This is a genomic window from Agrobacterium sp. NPDC090273 (genome assembly GCF_044772305.1).
GTDB lineage: Bacteria > Pseudomonadota > Alphaproteobacteria > Rhizobiales > Rhizobiaceae > Agrobacterium.
This window is the reverse complement of record NZ_JBIVYN010000002.1, coordinates 568,416-584,174: the sequence shown is the minus strand read 5'-3', so window position 1 is coordinate 584,174 and position 15,759 is coordinate 568,416. Positions and strand designations below refer to the sequence as shown.

13 protein-coding genes are annotated in these 15,759 nt (G+C 58.9%); 6 read left to right on the top strand and 7 right to left on the bottom strand.

The annotated features are described in order from the left end of the window. Positions 1 to 3: 3 nt before the first annotated feature. On the bottom strand, positions 4 to 828 hold the full coding sequence (locus tag ACIQT8_RS08985) for an IclR family transcriptional regulator (RefSeq protein WP_400964790.1): 825 nt from the start codon (positions 826 to 828) through the stop codon (positions 4 to 6). Between the two features lie 55 nt (positions 829 to 883). Between ACIQT8_RS08985 and ACIQT8_RS08980 the strand changes: the two genes are divergently transcribed. From ACIQT8_RS08980 to attM, 3 genes are read left to right on the top strand one after another with little or no spacing between them, the layout of a single operon-like run. Beyond that, complete coding sequence (locus tag ACIQT8_RS08980) at positions 884 to 2,338, top strand: NAD-dependent succinate-semialdehyde dehydrogenase (RefSeq protein WP_400964789.1); 1,455 nt, start codon at positions 884 to 886, stop codon at positions 2,336 to 2,338. 20 nt (positions 2,339 to 2,358) lie between these two features. Then, on the top strand, positions 2,359 to 3,519 hold the full coding sequence (locus ACIQT8_RS08975) for an iron-containing alcohol dehydrogenase (protein WP_400964788.1): 1,161 nt from the start codon (positions 2,359 to 2,361) through the stop codon (positions 3,517 to 3,519). 45 nt (positions 3,520 to 3,564) lie between these two features. After that, positions 3,565 to 4,356 carry an N-acyl homoserine lactonase AttM gene (gene attM, locus ACIQT8_RS08970; RefSeq protein WP_046802461.1) on the top strand — a complete coding sequence of 264 codons (792 nt, stop codon included), beginning with the start codon at positions 3,565 to 3,567 and terminating at the stop codon, positions 4,354 to 4,356. Between the two features lie 87 nt (positions 4,357 to 4,443). Here attM and ACIQT8_RS08965 read toward each other — a convergent pair whose 3' ends face one another. Continuing rightward, complete coding sequence (locus ACIQT8_RS08965) at positions 4,444 to 5,436, bottom strand: helix-turn-helix transcriptional regulator (protein WP_400964787.1); 993 nt, start codon at positions 5,434 to 5,436, stop codon at positions 4,444 to 4,446. Positions 5,437 to 5,566: 130 nt separating this feature from the next. On the opposite strand from ACIQT8_RS08965, the gene ACIQT8_RS08960 reads away from it, so the two are divergent. Genes ACIQT8_RS08960 through ACIQT8_RS08950 form a run of 3 tightly spaced genes read left to right on the top strand, consistent with a single transcriptional unit; the run spans position 5,567 to position 9,985 of the window. Next, positions 5,567 to 6,817 (top strand): MFS transporter, encoded by a 1,251-nt coding sequence (locus ACIQT8_RS08960; RefSeq protein ID WP_400964786.1) that lies wholly within the window; start codon positions 5,567 to 5,569, stop codon positions 6,815 to 6,817. Then, positions 6,814 to 8,814, top strand: a complete 2,001-nt coding sequence (locus ACIQT8_RS08955) for a TonB-dependent receptor (RefSeq protein WP_400964785.1) — start codon at positions 6,814 to 6,816, stop codon at positions 8,812 to 8,814. The genes ACIQT8_RS08960 and ACIQT8_RS08955 overlap by 4 nt, the downstream gene beginning before the upstream one ends. 10 nt (positions 8,815 to 8,824) lie before the next feature. Then, complete coding sequence (locus tag ACIQT8_RS08950; RefSeq protein ID WP_400964784.1) at positions 8,825 to 9,985, top strand: FAD-dependent monooxygenase; 1,161 nt, start codon at positions 8,825 to 8,827, stop codon at positions 9,983 to 9,985. 55 nt (positions 9,986 to 10,040) lie between these two features. Here ACIQT8_RS08950 and ACIQT8_RS08945 read toward each other — a convergent pair whose 3' ends face one another. The 5 genes from ACIQT8_RS08945 to ACIQT8_RS08925 form a co-directional block, all read right to left on the bottom strand. Next, the gene (locus ACIQT8_RS08945; RefSeq protein ID WP_138791872.1) at positions 10,041 to 10,958 is read right to left on the bottom strand and encodes an iron-siderophore ABC transporter substrate-binding protein; all 918 of its coding nucleotides are present in this window, start codon (positions 10,956 to 10,958) and stop codon (positions 10,041 to 10,043) included. A gap of 17 nt (positions 10,959 to 10,975) precedes the next feature. After that, positions 10,976 to 11,803 carry an ABC transporter ATP-binding protein gene (locus ACIQT8_RS08940; RefSeq protein WP_262527528.1) on the bottom strand — a complete coding sequence of 276 codons (828 nt, stop codon included), beginning with the start codon at positions 11,801 to 11,803 and terminating at the stop codon, positions 10,976 to 10,978. After that, a complete protein-coding gene (locus ACIQT8_RS08935) occupies positions 11,800 to 12,855 on the bottom strand; it encodes a FecCD family ABC transporter permease (RefSeq protein WP_400964783.1) in 1,056 nt (351 codons plus the stop codon). Before ACIQT8_RS08935 ends, ACIQT8_RS08940 begins: the two co-directional genes overlap by 4 nt. Further along, complete coding sequence (locus ACIQT8_RS08930; RefSeq protein WP_400964782.1) at positions 12,852 to 13,904, bottom strand: FecCD family ABC transporter permease; 1,053 nt, start codon at positions 13,902 to 13,904, stop codon at positions 12,852 to 12,854. The genes ACIQT8_RS08935 and ACIQT8_RS08930 overlap by 4 nt, the downstream gene beginning before the upstream one ends. Before the next feature lie 208 nt (positions 13,905 to 14,112). Then, a complete protein-coding gene (locus ACIQT8_RS08925; RefSeq protein WP_400964781.1) occupies positions 14,113 to 15,747 on the bottom strand; it encodes a GMC family oxidoreductase in 1,635 nt (544 codons plus the stop codon). Positions 15,748 to 15,759: the final 12 nt, after the last annotated feature.

Sequence of the window (15,759 nt, the reverse complement as noted above, 5' to 3'; positions counted from 1 at the left end):
CAGTTACTGCGCTATCCGGTAGCCCAGCTTCTCGGAAAGTGCGTTGGCCGTATCGCGTAATTCCTCTCCCAGACGGGCGATCTTTTCGTCGCTTGCTTCGCTTCGTATCAGGCTTAGTGCGATACCCGCCGACGCGGCCCCTGAGTAGTCGCGTATGGCGGCACCAATGCAGAGCATTCCCTCGCGGATCTGGCCGTCGTCGATGGAGTAGCCACGGCTGCGCGTCGATGCCAGTTCGTGCTCCAGTTTCGATATGGAGTTCACGCTTCTTGGTGTCAGGGGAGGCGGAAAGCTTTCGAACAAGGCTTTCAGCTCATCGGTGCTGAGGTCGGAGAGCAGCATCTTGCCGGTCGCTGTAAACGGTGCCGGCAAACGCATGCCGATACGAAACGTATGCCCGAGCGGTTGGGCCGAGTTCCGACAGCCGATATAGACGACTTCGCCGCCTTCGCGAACGGTCAGCGTGACCGTGTACGGGTCGAGATCGTGCCGTTCGGCAAGCTGTTCGTGAAATGTCGAGACGATATCGAGCTGCGACAGAAAGCCGTTTGCCCATCGCAAAGGATGAGGACCGGCACGCAAGGTTCCGTCCGCCGATTTGGCAAGAAGATCAAGCTCCACCATGACTGCCAAGAGGCCATGCGCCGTGCTTTTGGGCATATCCATAAGGCGGGTCAGTTCTGCGGCTGTCAGGTGCTGGGGGGAGCCGGCAACCACGTCAAGAATGCGCACTGCACGTCTGAGGGCCGGCACAGTGTCTGATATTTGCGACGATTGTTGATCTGCGGTCATGCAACCTCCTTGACACATCAGCGTGCTTCGGCCCATAGTTCATTATATTGATTCAAGTTCAATTAGTTGAACTTTACTGTGGGAAAGACAGATGATCAAGCTTAAAAACGCTGCTCTGTTGCGTGATGCGTGTTTTGTGGACGGCCGCTGGTTGAAAGCTGCCGATGGCAAAACGATTGCCGTTGAAAATCCCGCCAATCTGGAAATCATCGGGCATGTCCCATCGCTTTCGGCAGCAGAGACGCAAGCCGCAGTCGATGCTGCCGGAAATGCATTTTCCGAGTGGAGCCGGCGCGCTGCCAAGGATCGCGCAGCAATCTTGCGCCGCTGGTTTGATCTGATGGTGGCAAACGCTGACGATCTCGGTGCATTGATGACCGCAGAGCAGGGGAAGCCGCTTGCGGAGGCTAAGGGCGAGGCGCTTTATGCAGCATCTTTCGTGGAATGGTTCGCGGAGGAAGCCAAGCGCGTTTATGGCGACACTATTCCAGCGCCGACCACCGACAAGCGCATTACCATTCTGAAGCAACCGATCGGAGTTTGCGCCGCGATCACGCCGTGGAATTTTCCGGCTGCGATGATTACGCGCAAGTCTGCCCCGGCACTGGCCGCCGGCTGCACGATGATCGTCAAACCGGCTGAGCAGACGCCGCTGACCGCACTTGCTCTGGGTGTTCTGGCGGAAGAGGCAGGCATTCCCCCCGGTGTGTTCCAAGTGGTCACGGGTTCAGCACGCGATATCGGCAAGGTCTTCACCGAAAGCGACACGGTGCGCAAGATCTCCTTTACCGGATCGACTGAAGTCGGCCGTCTGCTGATGGCGCAATCGGCCCCGACGATCAAGAAGCTGTCACTGGAACTTGGCGGAAACGCGCCCTTCATCGTTTTCGATGACGCCGATCTGGATGCTGCTGTCGAGGGCGCGATCGTATCGAAGTATCGCAATGCCGGACAGACCTGTGTGTGCTCCAACCGAATCTATGTCCAGGCCGGCGTGTACGATGCCTTTGCGGGAAAGCTGGCCAAGAGGGTCGAGAGCCTGTCCGTTGGCGAAGGCACCGAACCCGGTATTTTGATCGGGCCCCTGATCGATCAGGACGCCGTGGCGAAGGTCGAGGATCATGTTGCTGACGCCCTTGGAAAAGGGGCGAAGGTCGTTACCGGCGGAAAGCGCCATGCGCTTGGCGGGACATTCTACGAACCCACGGTGCTGACAGGTGCAACGCAGGCAATGAAGGTTGCCCGTGAGGAAACCTTTGGACCGGTCGCCCCGCTTTTCCGGTTTGAAACGGAAGAAGAAGCCGTTGCCATGGCGAACGACACCGAGTTTGGTCTGGCGGCCTATTTCTACACCGAGAATGTTCGCCGGACATGGCGTGTCGCAGAAGCGCTCGAATACGGCATGGTGGGCCACAATACCGGCCTCATCTCCAATGAAGTCGCACCGTTCGGTGGTGTAAAGCAGTCCGGTCTGGGCCGCGAAGGCTCGCACTACGGCATCGATGAATATCTTGAAATCAAATACCTGTGCTCGGCCATCGGCTGAGATCACGCTGGGAGGATCAAATGACCATCAACCCTTTCGAATTCCGCACTGTTCCCTCCATGCAGGTTGCCTGGGGGGGTGCCCAGCGCCTCGGAGAGATTCTTTCCGGCAGGTTCCAGGCGCGCAAGGCACTTCTCATTACCGATGCAGGTCTTATCAAGGCCGGCCTCATCAAACCGATTGCCGACGCTCTAACCGCTAGCGGCTTCAGCGTCACGATCTTCGACAAGGTCGTGGCCGATCCGCCGGAGCATATCGTTGCAGATTGCGTCGAATCCGCCAAGCAGATCGGGGTCGATATCGTCATCGGTCTTGGTGGGGGCTCCTCGCTCGATATCGCCAAGCTGGTAGCGGTTCTTCTGGTGTCCGACCAGACGCTTGCAGACATGTACGGCATCGGTAACGTCAAGGGGTCGCGTCTGCCGCTGGTGTTGGTGCCGACCACGGCTGGAACCGGTTCGGAAGTGACCAACATCTCGATCATCACTACAGGTGAAACCACCAAGATGGGTGTCGTTTCTCCGCAGCTTTACGCCGATTTCGTTCTTCTCGATGCGGAACTGACTGTGGGTCTGCCGCAGGTTCATACCGCGGCTACCGGTATCGACGCCATGGTGCACGCGATTGAGGCTTACACCAGCAAACACAAGAAGAACCCGCTATCAGATGCTCTGGCGCGTGAGGCGTTACGCCTGCTTGGCGCAAACCTGATCGCCGCCTGCAAGGATGGGACCGATCGCAAAGCCCGTGAAGGCATGCTGTTGGGGGCAACATTGGCAGGCCAGGCTTTCGCCAATTCGCCGGTGGCTGCCGTTCACGCGCTCGCTTATCCGCTGGGTGGCCACTATCACGTGCCGCATGGCCTTTCCAACGCCCTGATGTTGGGGCCAGTGCTGCGTTTCAACGCCAAGGCTGCGGCGTCGCTTTATGCCGAGCTTGCCGATGTGCTCGGCGTGCCGGGCGAGGGTGATACGGCGACCCGTTCGGACGCCTTTGTCCAGCATATGGAAAAACTGATGAATGAAAGCGGTGCGCCGCGGCGCCTTCGTGATGTCGGCGTGACGGACAACACCCTGGCAATGCTTGCTTCCGACGCCATGAAGCAGAGCCGCCTGCTGGTCAACAATCCGGTCGAAGTCCGCGAAGAGGATGCGCTCGCGCTCTATCGCGAAGCTTTCTGATCCATTTCTTACACCAACATCTTCAGTCCCAAGGGAGGAAAACGAGTGACCGATATCAGACTTTACATGCTTCAGTCAGGTACCCTGAAATGCAAGGTACACAACATCAAGATGAACCAGGGTAATGGTGCGGACTATGAGATTCCCGTCCCATTTTTCCTGATTACTCATCCCGATGGGCACACCGTCATCGACGGTGGCAACGCGATCGAAGTCGCGACCGACCCGCGCGGTCACTGGGGCGGTATCTGCGATGTCTATTGGCCGGTTCTGGATAAGAACATGGGCTGCGTTGACCAGATCAAAGCGCTCGGTTTCGATCCGGCCGATGTGAAATACGTCGTGCAGTCCCACCTGCATCTCGACCATACCGGCGCGATCGGTCGCTTCCCCAATGCAACCCACATCGTGCAGCGCTCCGAATACGAATATGCCTTCACACCGGACTGGTTTGCTGGCGGCGGTTACATCCGCAAGGACTTCGACAAGCCGGGCCTGAAGTGGCAGTTTCTCAACGGTACGCAGGACGACTATTACGACGTCTATGGCGACGGCACGCTGACCACAATCTTCACGCCCGGTCACGCACCAGGTCATCAGTCATTCCTGGTTCGTCTGCCCGACAGCAAACCGCTGCTTCTGACGATCGATGCCGCCTACACGCTGGATCACTGGGAAGAAAAGGCCCTGCCGGGCTTCCTTGCCTCGACCGTTGATACGGTCCGCTCGGTTCAAAAACTCCGCACCTACGCTGAAAAGCATGATGCGACCGTTGTCACGGGCCACGATCCGGACGCATGGGCGAACTTCAAGAAGGCTCCGGAATTTTACGCTTAAGATAAATCCGGACCAGTCATAGCTCTGATACGGCGAGGTGTGGGCAACCTCGCCGTTTTGCCTGAAAAGGCAGCATCGATCGTGAATTCAGAGGTCTTGCTGCGCGCCGGTCGTGCGCAGGCGAGATGGCTGGACGCCGAAACGTCGGAGAAAAAGCTGCGAGAAATGGCTGGGGTTGCCGTAGCCGACAGCAAGTGCCGCCTGGGTGATCGACATCGCACCTGTTTCAATCATGCGACGCGCCTCCAGCAGACGCTGTTCCTGCAGAAATGCGTAAACGGAAAAGCCGTAGAGTACCTTGAAACCGGCTTTCAGCCTTTTTTGCGTCAGCCCCACTTCACGGGCGAGGTCCTCGAGCGACCAGGGATGCGAAAGATCAGCGATCATCAAATCCCGGACACGTTGTAACGCCCGACGATCACGTGGCGGCGTCTTTATCGCAACCTGCGCATGGCGCATGGCACTGATCGAGGCGTTGATGATATCGAGTGCGCGTGCCTCGAAGGCAAGGTCGTCATTTTCCACCATGGCGCTATCGAAAAGCGCACGGGCAACAGACAGCAGTTGCGGCGGAACCGGCAAGACACCAACCCATGTCCCGTTACCGGATGCGACATGCAAAGCATGCTGCTCATCGAGCGAGGATAGGACATCTGCCGCACCAAGCTTCTGCCAAAGGGCGGTATCAATACGAATGTCCATACCCTTGAAACGCGTTCCCACCGGAACGTCGTAGAACCCGACGGCGCCTTCCGGGGCTGCCATGATGTAGATGCGACCGGGCCGGTATGGCAGGCTCGAGATACGTTCGCCATCGGCATCCAGAAGCCAGCCCTGACCTGCGGCCTCGAACAGGAAATCGATGGCCACGCAGGGTTCCGTTGCGAAACGGCCGACGAAATCAGCACCGATCACCATATCGAACACGGAAATCGTCAAGCCGGGACGGACGCCGAGGATCTTGTAGGCGCCGTCCGTCGAGGTGGTCGCAAAACTCGTTTCCGTAGGGTTCGGTCCTAAAACAACGACATCGTTCTGATCTGACTGGACCAAAGCCCTCTGCTCAACGCGCAAGTTCATGATCGGCCCCCACTTTTGCTGCCGATCAAAAAAGTGACCGGATCACGACAGTCTTGAACCTGATTACAATAGTCAAGTTTACGCCGTCAATCTATGGAGGTCGGGAACTTCATTGCGAGGGGCAATGTCCATGACTTTCCTTCAAACCAGCGCCCGATCCAGCGCCTGGCTCGTTCTCGGCCTGCTGGCAGGTCTTTATGCCGCCCAGTCGGTCACCGGCAGCATGGTGCAGTCAGCGTTGCCTGTGGTGCTGCGTGACACAGGCATGCCGCTTGACCAGATCGGATTTCTCGCCGTTCTCTTTCTTCCGTGGGCGCTCAAGTTTCTCTGGGCACCGCTGGTCGATCGCTTTTTCAGTGAGCGTGCGTGGATATTGTTTAGCCAGGCAGGCATCATCGTCTGCTTCCTCATCGCCACGGCGTTTCCACCCCAAACGCATCTGATGCCGCTTGCGGCGGTCTTGCTGGTCATGGCGACACTTGCAGCCACACAGGACATCGCAACGGATTCGCTTGCCGTCCGAGCCACCACCGAAGAGAGCCGCGGGGCGGCGAGCGGCGCCTCGACAGCCGGTGCCTATATCGGCTTCCTGCTCGGCGGCGGTTTGTGGCTGATCGTCTACAGCCATGCCGGCTGGGCCGTTTCTATGGCCGCCATGGCAGTTTTTGTGGCTCTGCTAAGCATTCCGGTGCTGTTGGCCAGACGGCTCGCGGCACCACGGCAAAGGCCGGTGGATAAAGCCCGGCACATGCTGCTGCGCGGAACCTTTGCCAATCGCCGGCTGATGACCGGTCTGATCTTTCTTGCCGTCTATCAGGTCGGATTGCGCATGGGTTCGGCGATGACTGGCCCCTATCTCGTGGATAAGGGCCTGTCGCTGGAAATGATTGGTACGCTGCGCGGAGCCGGCGGCGCCATCGCAGGTTTTGTCGCATCGACGCTTGCCGCACTCGTCGTCCAGGTGATCGGCATTCGACGGGCGATCCTTGTGGCCGCGGGCCTTAATGCCCTGCTTCTTTTCGCGCTCGCCTCACTCGAATTCTGGAGCGCCGTATCGCAGAGCGTTGCCGCCGGTCTCATGGTGGCGCAGGTGGCTGCCGTCGCCATGTCCTTCGTCGCGCTTTATGCGGCGATGATGAATTGGTGCGACGCGGAACGGACCGCAACTGATTTTGCCGTTTTGCAAAGCCTCGATGCGATCATCGCCATTGCCGCATCGTCGATCGCCGGCCTGCTCGGCAAATCGCTTGGTTATGGGACGCTGTTCGGGGCATCGGCCCTGTTCATTCTGACTGCGATCCTGATCGCCCCTTGGGTTTTGCCGGTCTCCGCCCGCAAGTCTTCTCACTTTCCATCCGCAGAAAAGGTATCGCACTCATGATGCGTCATCGCCTCCTTGGCGTCTCCGCCCTCGCCATCATCGCCAGCACGCAACCCAATGGGGCCGTGGCACAAGAGGTTTCCAGCGATACGGTGCTGGCCCCAATCGTGATCACAGCCACCAAGCGCAGCGAGGATTACTTCCTGCTGCCATCGACGGTCGATTTTGCCAGCGCCAATGAACTGTCCGTCCGCAACATCGACAGCGTTGCCGATCTCGACAGGGTGTTCCCGGACGTGAACATCCGCACACGGTCCAGCCGCGCCTATTCCAACTTCACAATCCGTGGGCAGGCCTCGCTCGATTTCTATAATCCAAGCACGCAGGTTTATGTCGATGGCCTGCCACAGGACAGTTTCAACCTTTCGCGCAGTCTGCCTGGCAATCTCGAAAGCGTCGAACTGCTCTATGGTCCGCAAGGCACGCTGTACGGTCGCGGCGCCATCGGTGGCGTCATCAACATCACCACGCGGAAGCCGGATAATGACATGCGGTTCGGTTTTGATGGCGACATCAATTCGGAGGGCGCCGGTGGTACCTTCTATGGCAACCTGCCGCTTGTTGACGGCGTCCTGTTCAGCGATATCACTTTGACCGGCCTCCACCATAAGGACCAGTATACCGCCATGCTGACGGGAGAAGAGGTCGGAGGAAGCAACGATCTCAACGGTCAAGTTCGGTTGCGTTACGCGCCGGAGGGCAGCCCGCTCGACGTTATGGTCTCAGCAGGTCGTGGTCGCGTCACCTCCACCGAAGAGTATTTCGTCATGGAATCGATGCTGGAAGACAGGATCGCCTTGCCGGTTCCATCGAAATATACGCTCGATACCTGGAATTTCGGCATCAACGCCAGCTACGATCTTGGCGCTGCAACCGTCACGGCGCTGACCGGCTACCAGAACAGCGATTTCGATCGCACCGTGTTCGGCACCTACACGCCGGAGAAGCAATGGACATTGAGCCAGGAGCTTCGCATCGCCTCCAATCCCGATGAGGGCAATGCTGTCGACTATGTCGCCGGTCTCTATTACCAACATCTTGATTTTACCCGCGCCATTCCGAGCTACGGCCAGATCGCGCAGCAAAAGATCGATTCCTACGCCGTGTTCGCAGATGTGACATGGCATGCCACTGATCGTCTCGACATTACGCCCGGCCTACGCTTTGACCATGAACGGGTTGCCGCAAAGGCGACCGGTACCTTGTCACTCAACGACAGCGACAATTTCAGCGCTATCTCGCCAAAGCTGGGTGCGAGCTACGGGCTGACCGATGAGTGGCGGCTCTACGGCCTGTTCAGCACCGGCTTCAAGGCAGGGGGCTTCACACGCACGCTGACGACCGCGAATATCGCCTATACCTATGATCCGCAGAACACCTACAATAGTGAGATCGGCCTTAAGTATCGCAACGACGAAGGCACTCTCGAAGGCCAGCTTTCGGCCTATTACAACGTCACGAAGGACTATCAGATGTTCGTCGGCGTGCAGCCGCTGCAATATCTGCAGAACGTGGGTGAAGTCACGGCCAAGGGTGTCGATCTCAAACTGCGCGCAAGACCCACCGATGAACTCGGTATCACGCTCGGCGCTGCCTACAACAACTCCAAGTTCACGGACTACAGCAATCCCGTTACGCCGGGCACCGACCTGACGGGCAACCGCGTGCCTTATGCGCCGGAATTCACCGCCAATGTCATGCTGGATTACCGGTTCGACCTCGACAATGATGCCGGTGCGCTCATTCCCTACGTGGCGCTCAGCTATGTCAGCAAGACCTATTTCGACGAGACCAACACGATTGGCCAGAAAGGCTATGGCCTTGTCGATCTTGGCATCAAGTGGGAGCTGGACAAGAACATCGCAGCCGAAGCCTTTGTCACCAATGTGTTCGACAAGACCTATACGACCTACGGCTTCAACGTCGCCCCCTACGGCAACGTTTACCAGCTTGGCGACGGGCGGACGTTCGGTGGTCGCCTCAGCATGACATTTTGAGGGGCAACGGATGCGTATTCTCATTGCCGGCGGCGGCCCCGCCGGCCTGACCTTCGCCGCCTGCCTCAGGCAGCATGGCATCGATTGCACCATTGTTGAAAAAGCAGCAAAAGGCCGCGCTGCGGGTTATTCGATCGGACTGCACGTCAACGGCTGGAACGTCGCCGAACGCCTGGGGCTTGTCGAGCACTTCAAAGAGAAAGCCATGCCGCTTGGTCCGGCATTGCACCGCGATACCGCCGGAAAGACGCTGTTCTCCTACGATTATCGGACACTTGCACAAGCATCGGGTGGCCGTATGCTGGCAATCATGCGTCAGTCCTTCCAGGACATCGTTACCCGCCACATCGAAGCGAATGTGGATATCCGATACGAGACGACGATCAGTGCACTCAGCGATGACGGCGATGGTGTCGATGTCACGTTTTCCAGTGGCGACAGGGAACGCTTTGATCTGGTGGTGGCCGCCGATGGTTATCGTAGCGCCCTGCGTGCCCTGGTCTTCGGGCCGCACGAAGACTTTCTGCGCCCTCTCGGATATCGTGCCAGCGCATGGCGCATGCCTGTCGGCCAGCCGCTGGGGGCGAGTTTTGTCGGCATGATGGATGTCGATCATCAGGGCGGGCTTTACGATATCGGAGACGGTCATGCGGCCACGTTGTTTTGCTGGCGCGACGACAGGACAGACCGGCTGGACGCGGACGCACGCCAGAAGGTGCTGAGAGAGCACTTTGGCCATTGGCCAGAGCCGGTCCGCTCAGCCCTGGAGGCGTCGATCGATTGGGACAATGCATTTTTCGACACGGTCTCGCAGATCGACGTGCCAAAATGGTCGAAGGGGCGCGTCGTTCTCCTGGGGGATGCCGCCTGGTGCCTGACATTTCTTGCCGGGCAGGGCACATCGACAGCCATGGCTGGCGCCTATATTCTGGCAGCGGAACTGGCGCGCAAACCGCACGAAGCAGCCTTCGATGCCTACGAGGCACGGTTACGCCCACTGGTCACGAAAATGCAGGCGGTCTCCCGAAAGATCGGCGGCCACTATATCCCGCAGAGCAATTTCGGCATGCGGCTTCAGGCGTGGATCTTGCCGATCATGTTGTCGCGGCCGTTCGTTCGATTGGCCTCGCGACAGTTTTCCGCGCCAGCCCTCGATCTCGACCGGGCCTGAGCATTAAAGCCGAGATGCTGCCCGGTGTGGCCAGCATCTCGCGATCCTGCCCTCGTCAAGCCTTGAACTTTTCTTCCAAAAGATCGAGCAGATTGAACGCCGTCAGGATATTGCCGAACAGGAAGTCGGCCGATGGCAGCTCGATCTTCTCGCCGCGCAGGCTTGCAAACGTCGGCAGGTCTTTCAGCTTCTCGCTCATCGCACCAGCACCCTTGGCACCTTCGTCTTCCAGAAGCAGGATCATGTCTGCTTCCAGTAGATCGAGTCGCTCCAGGCTGATATTGATGAAGGCATCGTCACCACCCACTTCCTGCTGTGGTGGTGCCTTGAAGCCAACATCCTTCAGAACGGCCCATGTGAACGACGTGTCCTGCAGCATGTAACGAACGAGATTGGTACGCACGCGCGCAACGGTTGCCGTGCCGGCCTTGTCACCAATGATGTCGCGGACCTGCCTGGCGCGGGCATCGTAACGGGCAAGCAATTCCTTGGCCTCGGCCTGACGCCCGGTTACCTCAGCGATGGTCTCAAGTGTGTGGCGCCATTTCTTCTGGTCGACGTCGATCAGTACGGTCGGTGCGATCTGGCTGTAGCGTTCATACATGCCTTGCTGATCCGGCAGATCGTCGTTGCTCATCAAGATGAGGTCGGGCTCCATGTTGAGCACCGCCTCGTAATTCGGCTCCCCGGACGAACCGATATAGCCGATGTCGGCTGGCAGGCGTTCCGCGACACCCTTTGCGAAACCACCCGTGAAATTAGGGCGGGATGCACCGACCGGCTTGATGCCGAGCGCGACCGTCGGCTGCAGCACGTCGTCGCCATCGGTCACGACGATGCGCTTGGCAACCTTGGGGATTTCGACGGAGCCGATGACGTCGGTGACGGTGATTGTCTCCTGGGCGAGAACGGGGCTGGCGGCGAGTAGAAGCGATGCGGCGATCATCTCGCGGCGTGTCAGATTAAGCGACAAGGGCAATTATCCTTTCGTCATTCCGTTGAAATCGAGGCGGTGGAATTGTCGTGCAGACCGCGCGGCACGACCAAGGGTGTGCCGAAGATGGGATCGGCAATGATGAGGCTGTCGAGGCCGAAAACGTCACGAACAAGCGCTTCGGTAACGATGTCGGCGGGCCGTCCCTCGGCAACCGCGTGGCCGCCGCGCATGGCGATCATGTGCGTGGCATGTCGGCATGCCTGGTTGAGGTCGTGCAGGACCGCAGCAATCGTGTAACCCTTCTCACGGTTGAGCTTTTCCAGAAGCAGCATCAATTCCATCTGATGGGCGATATCGAGAAAGGTTGTCGGTTCATCAAGCAGAAGAAGCGGGGTTTCCTGGGCAAGAACCATGGCGATCCAGGCACGCTGACGCTGACCGCCTGACAGTTCGCTGACGCGACGTCCGGCAAGGTCGTTCATGCCGGTGGCGTCGATGGCGGCGGCAACCGCCTGCTCGTCGGCTCTGCTCCATTGGCGCAGAAAGTTCTGATGCGGATAACGGCCGCAGGCGACCAGCTCCGTTACGGTGATGCCATCAGGGGCAATCGAGCTTTGCGGCATGAGACCGACACGGCGGGCAAATTCCTTGGCCGGAATGGCGGAAATTGCGCGTCCATCCAGAAGAACCGAGCCGCGACCGGGGGCAAGCAGGCGTGAAAGAGCCTGCAAAAGCGTAGACTTGCCGCAGGCATTGGGGCCGACAATTGCGGTAAAGGAACCGGAGGGTACGCTGACCGAGAGATCCTGCGCGATGATCGACTTGCCATAGGCGAGTTCAACGGATTGTGCTTCGAGGCGGGGAGCGGGTTGCTGGCTCACGTGCGGCGTGCCTCCTTGACGATCAACCAAAGGAAATAGATGCCGCCGATGCAGAGCGTTACCACGCCGACCGGCAACTGGATCGGCGCGAAGCTATGCTGTGCGGCATAATCGGCGGCAGAGAGAAGGACAGCTCCGGTGGCCATCGATGCGGCCAAAGAGGTGCCGGCCGTGCGGGTGATTGCGTGGGCAATCGGCGGGGCAGCCAAGGCCACAAAGGGGATAGGGCCTGCGATTGCTGTGACCAAAGCCGTGGCAACAATGGCAAGTGCCATCAGCGACAGTCGCACCGCCTCAATCCGGATACCGAGAGCGCGTGCACGCGCATCGCCCATCTCCATCATTTTGAGCGGGCGCGACAGAACAAGGGCCGCAATGATGACCGGCAAGGCGATCCATAGCGACGGCAGCAATTGCTGGCTATTGACGCGGGCAAGTGAACCCATGCCCCAGGTGTTGGCGGCCATGGCGGTTGAGAGAGTGGACTTCAGCAAAATCCAGTGATTGGCCGAGGTGAGCATGGCACTGACGCCGATGCCGATAACGATCAACTGAAAGCCCTGGATACCTTTGTGCCAGGTCAGGAGATAGACAACGAGTGCGGTCAGCAAGCCGCCGGCAATGGCGCTGCCGGCCAGGACCAGCCAGCCGCCACCGGCAAAGGTGATCGCCAGAATGGCGCCTGTATAGGCGCCCGCATCGAAGCCGACGACGTCAGGGCTGCCTAGCGGATTGCGGGTGATGGACTGGAAGACCCCACCACCGAGACCGAGCAGTGCTCCGAACAACGCTGCAGCGGCTGCACGGGGCATGCGCCATTCGAGAACAACGAGCCGGGTACGGCGCTGGCCATTGCCGGTCAGCACATCGATGACATCCATGACAGGAATATGGACCTGCCCGCTGACGAGCGCTGCTATGAGAACGACGACGCCAAGCCCGATGAGAATTGCGCAGGCCAGCAGAAGTCGCTTGTCGATGCTGATGCCAATGCGCTCGCCCAAGGCTCGGATTGTAAGCTGGCGGCGCGTGAAGGAAGGATGCAGGCTCATAGTGCGGTCACCTTGCGCGCACGCACGAGCCAGATCAGAACCGGCGCACCGATGAAGGCAGTGACGATGCCAACCTGGATCTCCGCAGGGCGCATACTGAGGCGGCCGATAATGTCGGCGCTAAGAAGAACGATCGGCGCGAGCACCAGCGTGTAGGCAAAAATCCAGCGTTGATCACTGCCAACAAGACTGCGGGCGACGTAGGGCACCATCAGACCCAGAAAACCGAGTGGGCCGGCGGCTGCAGTGGCGGCACCCGTCAGAAGCATGACCGAAATGACGGTCATGATCCGGGCACGACCAAGGCCAGCGCCAAGTGAGCGTGCCTGATCGTCACCTAGCGCCACAACGTTGAGAACCGGGGCCGAGATCAGGGCGAGAACGATGCCGATGGCGACGAAGGGTGCGGTATAAATGAGGCTGTCGTAGCCGGTGATGGCAAGCGATCCGACTTCCCAGTTCAGCATGTGATCGAAGGTGTTGGGGTCGAGAAAGATCAGCGTCGACGTGAGGCCGCGAAGAACCGCTCCGATGGCAACGCCCGCCAGTGTCAGACGCAATGGTGTTGCACCGGCACGGCCGCCCATCGCTGCCGCGTAAACGGCAACCGCAGCAAGTCCTGTGCCGGCAAAGGCGAACCAGATCAATGATAGCGGATGAGAAATGCCGAGGAGGCCGATGGCGGCGACCATGGCAAAGGCGGCTCCCGCATTGATGCCGAGGATACCAGGATCAGCGAGGGGGTTCCGCGTCAACGCCTGCATTAGTGCACCCGAGAGCGCAAAGGCGATGCCGGCCATCAATCCCAGAAGCGTGCGAGGCAGGCGCAAAGACCAGATGGTTTCGCTGTCGATCGTGGTTTCACCGGAGAAGAGTGCCGATAAAACGTCACCAACGGCAATGGTGCGGGCACCGATGGCAAGGCTGAGACAAAAGACCACGACAAGGAGAATGGCGGCGGTAAAAAGGCCAAGTCGTTTCCCGCTTTTGCCGGAGGTCGCGACGCGATCCCGCGCATATGCGGTTTGTTCGATAGGGCTGGCACTCATGAAAACGATCGCTCGTCCTTCGTGCGATCGCCTCCCGTCGATCTATTGATGACAAATACAATCATCTTTTGCCCGGCAGAGATCGGCAAGTCAATTCAACATGATAAAAATCAGCTACTCATGCGTGTTTAAGATGACCGGACCGTCCATGAGTCATGTTTGAATGGAGGCCCCCCGGAAAACGGGGAGGGCACTCCGGTGTTCGAGATCAGATTTCCTTGATCAATTGTTCCGCGATGCGAACGCTGAGTGCGGCACCCGTCAGGGTCGGGTTCATGCAGGACGCCGATGGCATGACGCTGGTGCCGGCAATGAACATGTTCGGGTGATCGTGCGTGCGGCAGTCGCGGTCGACAACAGAGTCTTTCGGGTCGTTGCCCATGCGGGTGGTACCCATCACGTGCTGGCGGTTTTGCCATTTGACATCGGTAGACAGCACTTCGGCTTCCAGCAAATCCGCGATCTTGTGCAGATCCTGGAGGCCGCGGTCGCGACCAGCGTTCCAGTAATCGGTCACGCTGTAATAGAGAACGGGGACCGGGATACCGAGCGCATCGAACTTGGTTTTCGAAGGTGTGACGCGGTTTTCCGGCAACGGCAGCGGTTCGAAGTCGATTGCCCAGTTCAGCGAACGAGCCGAATATTTGCGGATTTCTTCGTCCAGCTTCGATCCAAGAATGCCCTTCTTGATAAAGCCTTCGGTCATCTGCGCCGTCGGAACCGTGTTGCGCACCTTGATCTTGTAGCTTGGATAATCCTTGCGGAACTCGCCGTCACGCTGGTTGAGGTAGACGAGAAGTTCGGTCGGACCCTGGCCCGGCCACATGTCATCCTTGGTCAGCATGTTCATGCTGATACCGGTGTGGTCCATGAGGTTGCGGCCGACCTGATCCGAAGAATTCGCGATGCCGTTCGGGTATTTTTCGGATGTCGAGATCAGCAGAAGCTTGGCGGATTCGATGCCGTAAGCGGCAAGCACGAAATACTTCGCCGTGAGGCGATGTTCGGAGCCATCGGGTTTCTTGTACCAGACAGCAGTGATCTTGCCGTCGTCGCCAGCTTCGATTTTATAGGCGGGCGAGTTGTCGAGAAGCTTGGCGCCATGACGTTCGGCCTCGTCGATATGCATCGATCCGTCGTATTTGGCGCCGATCGGACAGACCGGGTTGCAATTGTTGTTGCCCGCACAGACCGGGCGATTGCCATAGGGACGCGAAGCACGTCCATGCGGCTCGAGAACCGGGTTGAAGCCACCGACAAGAAGCTTCTGCGACAACGTGTCGAACATATAGGTGCTGTTCAACTGCTTCATCGGGAACGGCATCGACCGTGGCGGCATCGGACCGCCGCCCTGACCGCTTTCGTCCTGGCCGTCGGTTCCTGTCACGCCCAGTTCAAGCTCGGCCTTGTTGTAGTAGTCCTCGAGATCGTCGTAGCCGATCGGCCAGTCACGGCCGCGGCCGTAAAGCGTCTGAATCTTGAAGTCGTTAGGGATCATGCGCCACAGCGCCGAGCCGAAGTGCCAGGTCGTTCCGCCGACGACCCTGAGATAGGAGGTGTTGTATTTCACCGGGCCTTCATACTGCAGATAATCGCCATAGGTGGATGGCGCCCAGGGCATGCTCGGAAATGGCGAGCCGGCGCCCTGCAGCTTGGCGTTTGCCAGCGACAGTTTTACCGGAGCGTTGCGGTAGGTTTCGACGATCTCGCGGCGGTCGACACGGGGCCCGGCCTCCAGCACGATAACCTTCTTGCCGGCCTTTGCCAGATTTGCGGCGACGATGCCGCCCATGACGCCTGAGCCGATAACGATCAGGTCCGCATCGTAGGATGTGTTAGCCATATCTCTATTCCT

What these genes read in the sequence shown, in the direction of transcription:
- ACIQT8_RS08985 (WP_400964790.1), bottom strand. Translation starts at nt 828, where the DNA reads ATGGGCCGAAGCACGCTGATGTGTCAAGGAGGTTGCATGACCGCAGAT.
- ACIQT8_RS08980 (WP_400964789.1), top strand. Translation starts at nt 884, where the DNA reads ATGATCAAGCTTAAAAACGCTGCTCTGTTGCGTGATGCGTGTTTTGTG.
- ACIQT8_RS08975 (WP_400964788.1), top strand. Translation starts at nt 2,359, where the DNA reads ATGACCATCAACCCTTTCGAATTCCGCACTGTTCCCTCCATGCAGGTT.
- ACIQT8_RS08965 (WP_400964787.1), bottom strand. Translation starts at nt 5,436, where the DNA reads ATGAACTTGCGCGTTGAGCAGAGGGCTTTGGTCCAGTCAGATCAGAAC.
- ACIQT8_RS08960 (WP_400964786.1), top strand. Translation starts at nt 5,567, where the DNA reads ATGACTTTCCTTCAAACCAGCGCCCGATCCAGCGCCTGGCTCGTTCTC.
- ACIQT8_RS08955 (WP_400964785.1), top strand. Translation starts at nt 6,814, where the DNA reads ATGATGCGTCATCGCCTCCTTGGCGTCTCCGCCCTCGCCATCATCGCC.
- ACIQT8_RS08950 (WP_400964784.1), top strand. Translation starts at nt 8,825, where the DNA reads ATGCGTATTCTCATTGCCGGCGGCGGCCCCGCCGGCCTGACCTTCGCC.
- ACIQT8_RS08935 (WP_400964783.1), bottom strand. Translation starts at nt 12,855, where the DNA reads ATGAGCCTGCATCCTTCCTTCACGCGCCGCCAGCTTACAATCCGAGCC.
- ACIQT8_RS08930 (WP_400964782.1), bottom strand. Translation starts at nt 13,904, where the DNA reads ATGAGTGCCAGCCCTATCGAACAAACCGCATATGCGCGGGATCGCGTC.
- ACIQT8_RS08925 (WP_400964781.1), bottom strand. Translation starts at nt 15,747, where the DNA reads ATGGCTAACACATCCTACGATGCGGACCTGATCGTTATCGGCTCAGGC.